General features: G+C 72.4%; 6 protein-coding genes. All 6 read left to right on the forward strand.

Annotation, left to right across the window (positions count from 1 at the left end):
* Positions 1-6: 6 nt before the first annotated feature.
* The 6 genes from ACFQ53_RS14910 (at position 7) to ACFQ53_RS14935 (ending at position 6630) form a co-directional block, all read left to right on the forward strand.
* Complete coding sequence (locus ACFQ53_RS14910) at positions 7-549, forward strand: MaoC/PaaZ C-terminal domain-containing protein (RefSeq protein WP_377860999.1); 543 nt, start codon at positions 7-9, stop codon at positions 547-549.
* Positions 546-1673, forward strand: a complete 1128-nt coding sequence (locus tag ACFQ53_RS14915; RefSeq protein WP_377861001.1) for a UDP-N-acetylmuramate dehydrogenase — start codon at positions 546-548, stop codon at positions 1671-1673. The genes ACFQ53_RS14910 and ACFQ53_RS14915 overlap by 4 nt, the downstream gene beginning before the upstream one ends.
* A gap of 168 nt (positions 1674-1841) precedes the next feature.
* Entirely contained in the window at positions 1842-3110 is a 1269-nt protein-coding gene (glyA, locus tag ACFQ53_RS14920) for a serine hydroxymethyltransferase (protein ID WP_377861003.1), read from the forward strand.
* Positions 3111-3237: 127 nt separating this feature from the next.
* A complete protein-coding gene (locus tag ACFQ53_RS14925; protein WP_377861005.1) occupies positions 3238-4137 on the forward strand; it encodes a bifunctional methylenetetrahydrofolate dehydrogenase/methenyltetrahydrofolate cyclohydrolase in 900 nt (299 codons plus the stop codon).
* Between the two features lie 166 nt (positions 4138-4303).
* The gene (locus ACFQ53_RS14930) at positions 4304-5617 is read left to right on the forward strand and encodes a hypothetical protein (RefSeq protein ID WP_377861007.1); all 1314 of its coding nucleotides are present in this window, start codon (positions 4304-4306) and stop codon (positions 5615-5617) included.
* 146 nt (positions 5618-5763) lie between these two features.
* Positions 5764-6630 carry an exodeoxyribonuclease III gene (locus ACFQ53_RS14935; protein WP_377861009.1) on the forward strand — a complete coding sequence of 289 codons (867 nt, stop codon included), beginning with the start codon at positions 5764-5766 and terminating at the stop codon, positions 6628-6630.
* Positions 6631-6728 lie beyond the last annotated feature (98 nt).

Consider the following 6728-nt stretch of genomic DNA (forward strand, 5'->3'; position numbering starts at 1 on the left):
AACGCCATGACCAGCACCTCCAGCACCTCCAGCACCTCCAGCTCCCCGAGTGCAACGCGCGGGGGCGCCGCGGGCCCCGCGCTGCGCCTCGATGACCTGGCCAAGGGCCAGGAGCTCGCGCGACGCGAGTACCCGATCTCGCGCGACACCCTGGTGCGCTACGCGGGCGCCTCGGGCGACTTCAACCCCATCCACTACAACGACGCCTTCGCGACGCAGGTGGGCCTCCCCGGGGTCATCGCCCACGGCATGCTGACGATGGGCACGGCGATGAGCGCCGTGCTGGACGTCGTCGGCGACCCCACCGCGGTGCGCGCGTGCGCGACCCGCTTCACCAAGCCCGTCGAGGTGCCCGCGCTCGAACCGACGACCCTGAGCGTGGTCGTCACCGTGCGCGGAGTCGACGCGGAGGCCGGCACGGCGGAGCTCGACGTCACCGCGGAGGCCGGCGGTGCGAAGGTGCTCGGCCGCGCCCGTGCGACCGTCGCCCTGGCACCGCGCTCCGCGGACGGCGGGACCGCGGCCGCCGGCTCGGAGCCGACGGCGTGAACCTCTCCGAGCTCACCACGCTGCGCGTGGGCGGGCGCATCCGCACGCTCGTCGAGGCGCGCACCGACCAGGAGGTCATCGACGCGGTCCGCGCGGCCGACGACGCGGGGGAGACCCTGCTCGTGCTCGGCGGCGGCTCGAACTTCCTGCCGTCGGACGAGCCCTTCGACGGCACCGTGGTGCTGCTGCGCGACCCCGAGCAGCCACCCGTCCTCGACGCGACCTGCGACATCGTCCCGTCGGGCGAACCGGACGCGACGCCCGCCGACCCCGCGGAGCTCACCCCTCTCGAGCCCAGCTGCGGGGGAGCCCTCGCCGAGCACTTCGCCGGAGTGTCCTGGGACCGGGCGGTCGCCTACGCGGTCGCCCGCGGCATGATCGGCATCGAGGCGCTCTCGGGGATCCCGGGCTGCGTGGGCGCCACGCCCATCCAGAACGTCGGCGCCTACGGCCAGGAGGTCGCCGACACGATCACCCGCGTGCGGACCTGGGACCGCGAGGATCGCAGGGTGCGCACCTTCTATGCGGCCGACTGCGGTTTCGGCTACCGCACCTCCGTCTTCAAGCGCACCCCCTACGCCGGCCCCGTCGCCTCCCCGACCGGCCGGTACGTGGTGCTCTCGGTGAGCTTCCAGCACCGGGTGGGGGAGATGTCCGAGCCGATCCGCTACGGCCAGCTCGCCCAGCACCTGGGCGTCGAGGTCGGGGACCGGGTGCCGATGGCGCGCGTGCGTGAGGCGGTCCTCGCGATCCGCGCCTCCAAGGGCATGGTCCTGGACGCCGCCGATCACGACACCTGGAGCGCCGGCAGCTTCTTCACCAACCCCCTCCTCGCGCCGGAGCAGGCAGCGACCCTCCCCGAGGACGCGCCGCGCTTCCCCGCGGAGGGAGATCGCGTGAAGTCGAGCGCGGCATGGCTGATCAGCCATGCCGGATTCCACCGCGGCTTCTCCGTCGGCCCCCGGGCGAGCCTGTCCACGAAGCATTCGCTGGCCCTGACCAACCGGGGCGACGCCCATGCGGCGGACATCGCGGAGCTCGCCCGCGCCGTGCGCGACGGCGTCGAGGACGCGTTCGGGGTGCGGCTCGAGCCCGAGCCCGTCCGCTGGGGAGTGGACATCTGAGGAGGTTCCCGGGCCTTGGCGGCCGCAGTGGACATGCGCCGCGTCGCGGGGCCCCGCGCGCCTAGGATGGACGCGCGGTCCCGCGTCGCCCGACGGCCGGCCCCGCACCCCGGCACCCGTCCACGACCCGTCGCCGATCCCCGCGTGCGACACCGCCCAGGAGGCCCAGTGAACGTCCTCGACCAGTCCATCGCCGACCTCGACCCCGACATCGCACGGGTCCTGGACCGGGAGCTCGACCGCCAGCGCGGCACGCTCGAGATGATCGCCTCGGAGAACTTCGTCCCCCGCGCCGTGCTGCAGGCGCAGGGCTCGGTGCTCACCAACAAGTACGCCGAGGGCTACCCGGGCCGCCGCTACTACGGCGGCTGCGAGGAGGTCGACGTCGCCGAGGAGATCGCGATCGAGCGCGCCAAGAGCCTGTTCGGCGCCGACCACGCGAACGTCCAGCCGCACTCCGGCGCCACCGCGAACGCCTCGGTCATGCACGCCCTCGCGCGTGCGGGAGACACGCTGATGGGCCTCTCCCTCGCCCACGGCGGCCACCTCACCCACGGCATGAAGATCAACTTCTCCGGTCGCCTCTACGACATCGCCGCCTACGAGCTGGATCCCGCGACGGGCCGGATCGACATGGACAAGGTGCGCGAGCTCGCCCTGGAGACCCACCCCAAGGTGATCTGCGCCGGCTGGTCGGCCTACCCCCGCCACCTGGACTTCGAGGCCTTCCGCTCGATCGCGGACGAGGTCGGGGCGTCGCTCTGGGTGGACATGGCGCACTTCGCGGGCCTGGTCGCCGCCGACCTGCACCCGAGCCCCGTGCCCTTCGCCGACGTCACCTCGACCACGATCCACAAGACGATCGGCGGCCCCCGCTCCGGCATGATCCTCTCGACCCAGGACTGGGCGAAGAAGATCGACTCCGCCGTGTTCCCCGGCCAGCAGGGCGGCCCGCTCATGCACGTGATCGCCGCGAAGGCCGTCGCGCTCAAGATCGCCGCGGGCGAGGACTTCGTGGACCGCCAGCGCCGCACCCTCGAGGGCGCGCAGATCCTCGCGGATCGACTGCAGGCGGCCGACGCCACCGCGGCCGGCGTCAAGGTGCTCTCCGGCGGCACCGACGTGCACCTCGTGCTCGTGGACCTCGTCGACTCCCAGCTCGACGGCCAGCAGGCCGAGGACCGCCTCCACGAGGTCGGCATCACCGTGAACCGCAACGCGGTCCCGAACGACCCGCGTCCGCCGCGCGTGACCTCCGGCCTGCGCATCGGCACCCCGGCGCTCGCCACCCGCGGCTTCGGCAAGGACGAGTTCACCGAGATCGCCGACGTCATCGCCCTGGCGCTCCAGGACGCGCCCGACGTCGAGGCGCTGCGCGCCCGCACCCGCGCGCTCACCGAGAAGAAGCCCCTGTACGCGGGCCTGCAGCAGTACTGAGACCGCCGGGCCGCTCGCGAGCAGATGCCGCGGGCGGCCCCGTGGTGCCCGCCCCGCACACCAGCAGCCACCGCACGCACCTCCGCGTGCCGCCCGCATGCCGCCGTGCATGCAGCGAGGAGTCCGCATGACCGCACAGACGCTCGACGGCCGCGCCACGGCCAAGGAGATCACCCAGGAGCTCGCCGAGCGGGTGGCCGCGCTCAAGGAACGCGGCATCACCCCCGGGATCGCGACCGTGCTGGTGGGCGATGACCCGGGGTCCAAGCTCTACGTCGGCATGAAGCACCGCCGCTCCGAGGCGATCGGCATGAACTCGATCCAGATCGAGCTTCCCGCGAGCGCCACCCAGGAGGAGGTCGAGGAGGTCGTCGACCGCCTGAACGCGGACCCCGCGTGCCACGGCTTCATCGTGCAGCTGCCGCTTCCCGACCATCTCGACACCGACGCGATCCTGGAGCGCATCGACCCCGACAAGGACGCCGACGGCCTGCATCCCACTAACCTGGGGCGCCTGGTGCTCAACGTCAACGCGCCCATCACCTCGCCGCTGCCCTGCACGCCGCGCGCAGCGATCGAGCTCCTGCTGCGCCACGACGTCGACCTCAAGGGCAAGGATGTGGTGGTCGTGGGCCGCGGCGTGACCATCGGACGCTCGATCGGGCTGATCCTCACCCGCCGCGCGATCAACGCGACCGTCACCCTCACCCACACCGGGACCACGGACCTCTCCTCGCACCTGCGCCGGGCCGACGTCATCGTCGCCGCCGCGGGCGTCAAGCACCTCGTGCGCGCCGAGGACGTCAAGCCGGGCGCGGCCGTCCTCGACGTGGGCGTCACCCGCGGGGAGAAGATCCCCGAGACCGGGAAGTACAAGGTGTACGGCGACGTCGCACCGGGCGTCGTCGAGGTCGCGGGGCACCTCTCGCCGAACCCCGGCGGGGTCGGCCCGATGACCGTCGCCCTGCTGATGACCAACGTGGTCGAGGCGGCCGAGCGGTCCGCGGGGATCGCGCCGGAGGGCTGAGCAGGACGGGGCCGAGCTGATCCGGCAAGGCGGTGTGCGCACCGCCTGCACGCTCCGACGGGGCGGGTGCATGGGGAGTTCTCCCCATGGACCCGCCCCGTCCGCTCTGCGAGGCTGACCGAGCGCGAGAACGGCCCGCGCGAAGCCGAGCGGAGGAGATGTCCTGATGAGCGGTTTCCTGGGCATGGACACCGCGGCCGTCCGTGATCAGGGCAGTCGCACGAAGGACGCCGCAGTCCGGCTCGAGGAGATCCTCCGCGGGCTCTCGGCGGCCGTCGCAGACGCCGAGTGGACAGGACCCGATGCCGAGGCCTTCCGCGGGCGATTCTCGACCGACGTCACGGCTGCCGGGGCACGCGCGTGCTCGGCACTGTCGACGTATGGGCGCGAGCTCGGCGAGCAGGCGACGGAGCAGGAGCAAGCCTCGTCCACGGACGACGGCGGATCGGGTCCGCACGCCGATCCGTCCGCGCCGCCCCATCCCTGGCCGGACGTGCTCACGGCGACGGCCACGGCGAGCGGGACGAGCGATGCGATCGGATGGGGCAAGGATCGCCTCCACGACGCCGGGAACCTCCTGGGCGGGGCGGCGCACACGGCGTCCGACGCTGTCGGAGGCGCCTGGGACGCGGTGAAGCCCGAGTTCAAGACGGTCCAACCCGTGCGCGAGGACGACATCGACCGCAGCCCGAAGGGGCTCAAGGACCCGCACAGCACCCAGGACCTCCTGGAGAACCTCAGCCGCGCGAGCACAGGCTCCCGTCACACCGACGACCACGCCAACATCACCGTCCAGACGATCCATGGGCCCGACGGCGCAGACCACTACGTGGTCTACGTGCCCGGCTCGAAGGGGCCGATGGCCGCCACGGCCAACCCCCTCCACGAGGGAACCAACAATCCGATGGGCTGGGATCAGAACGGGCCGGCTCTCATGGGCAGGAACACCGATTCAGCCGATGCCGTTCGTGCGGCCATGGAGGCGTACGGCGTGCCGAAGGGCGCGGACGTGACGATGGTGGGTCACTCGCAGGGCGGGATCGCGGCCTCCAACCTGGCTGCGGATCCGCACTTCAACGGCAGCGACGGCTACCACGTCTCGACGGTGGTCACCGCGGGCAGCCCCGTCGAGAACGCGCAGGTGCCCCGAGGCACGCAGACCATCAACTTCGACCACCAGGGCTCCTACGGAGTCGGTGACGACCCGGTCCCCAACCTCGATGGCGACCCATCGATCAGCGCGAGGCTCCCCGGTCCCCTGGATCGGGCGTCCCACCGCCACGAGGTGCCGCTGTACGGACGCTCGGAGTACCTTTTCGCCAACCATGGCGCGGACACGTATGCCCAGAGCGTCGGCGACGAGGTCTCACGGCATCCGCACGGTCCGACGGCGCGCTTCGAGCACGATCACCTCGCGAACGTCGTGGGTCCCGGGACGCGCGCCACGGGCGGTGCGGACATCCCCGTCACCCGTCGCTGATCCGGCGGGGCGTCCTCATCGGGATTGCTGCACGACCCTGCTGATCGGCCCGGCTGCCCGGCCCGCAGCATGCCGCAGCACGGGTGCATCCGCCCTCTCGTCGCGGCCGTCCCTGTCCGTCCGTCCCGGCTGGAATACTGGCGGTCATGACATTCACACTCGCCACCGTCAACGTGAACGGACTGCGCGCCGCGGCCCGCAAGGGCATGGGCGACTGGCTCGCCGAGACCCCCGCGGACGTCATCACCCTGCAGGAGGTGCGGGCGCCCGAGGAGCTGCTCGCGGACCTCGTGGGGGAGGGCTGGCGGATCGTCGGCCTGCCCTCCGAGCTGAAGGGCCGCGCCGGCGTCGCGATCGCCGCGCGCACCGAGCTCGGCTCCATCGACCTCGACGGGGTGCGCGCCGGGCTGCCCGGCCTCACCGAGCCCGCCCACACTGGCCGCTGGCTCGAGGCCGACCTCGCCGATCCGCTCGGCGACGGCCACACCCTCACGGTGATCTCCTGCTACATGCACTCGGGCAACACCGAGAAGCCGCAGACCATGACGGACAAGTACGCCTTCCTCGACGTGATGATGGAGCGCCTCTCGGCCCTGCGCTCCGACGGCCGGCACGTGGTCCTCACGGGCGACCTCAACATCGCCCACACCGAGTGGGACATCAAGAACTGGAAGGGCAACCTGAAGTCCGCGGGCTTCCTGCCCGAGGAGCGCGCGTACCTCGACCGCCTGGTCGGCACTGACGGCCCGACAGTCCGGGCCGAGGGCGGCGGCACCGGTGACGGCGCCGACTGGGTCGACGTGCAGCGGCGCGTCGTCGGCGAGGGCCCCGGCCCCTACACCTGGTGGTCGCAGCGAGGGAAGGCCTTCGACAACGACTCGGGCTGGAGGATCGACTACCAGCTGGCCGATCCGGATCTCGCCGCTCGGGCGACGCGCGCGCAGGTCGATCGGGCGCCGAGCTACGACACCCGCTGGTCCGACCACGCCCCGCTGGTGATCAGCTTCAGCTGACGGGCCGGCCCCGCCGCCTCCTCACCGAGGCGGGACGGCTCCGGAACGGGCAGGACGCGGAGAAGGGAGCGTTCCGTGCCATGGACGCTGGTCCATGG

The organism is Brachybacterium sp. NPDC056505 (assembly GCF_042794925.1).
Lineage (GTDB): Bacteria > Actinomycetota > Actinomycetes > Actinomycetales > Dermabacteraceae > Brachybacterium > Brachybacterium kimchii.